This window comes from Psychrobacter sp. W2-37-MNA-CIBAN-0211, assembly GCF_040309405.1.
GTDB classification, from domain to species: Bacteria; Pseudomonadota; Gammaproteobacteria; order Pseudomonadales; family Moraxellaceae; genus Psychrobacter; species Psychrobacter glaciei.
On record NZ_JBEOOU010000055.1, the window covers coordinates 1 to 381 of the forward strand.

The 381-nt window shown below is 65.4% G+C and carries 1 protein-coding gene; it reads left to right on the plus strand.

Features of this window, described 5'->3' with window-relative positions; genetic code table 11:
* Positions 1 to 381: hypothetical protein (locus tag AAEY72_RS14265; RefSeq protein WP_352311154.1), on the plus strand; the 381-nt coding region annotated here is incomplete at both ends.

A 381-nucleotide genomic window follows, 5' to 3' on the forward strand; every position in this document is an offset into this window, starting at 1 on the left:
CGCGTACTGCACCACCCGGCCGTGGCGAGCAAAAGCTTTTTGATCACCATCGGCGACCGCACCATCACAGGCCTGGTTGCCCGTGACCAAATGGTCGGCCCATGGCAAGTGCCGGTTGCCGACGTTGCCGTCACCGCCACCAGCTTCGACGTGTACACCCGTGAAGCCATGGCCATGGGCGAGCGCACACCGCTGGCCCTGCTGGACGCTCCGGCGTCGGGCCGCATGGCCATTGGTGAAACCCTCACCAACATCGCGGCCTCGCGCATCGGCAAGCTGTCCGACATCAAACTGTCGGCCAACTGGATGTCCGCTGCCGGCCACCCGGGTGAAGATGCGCGCCTGTACGACACGGTCAAAGCCGTGGGCATGGAGCTGTGC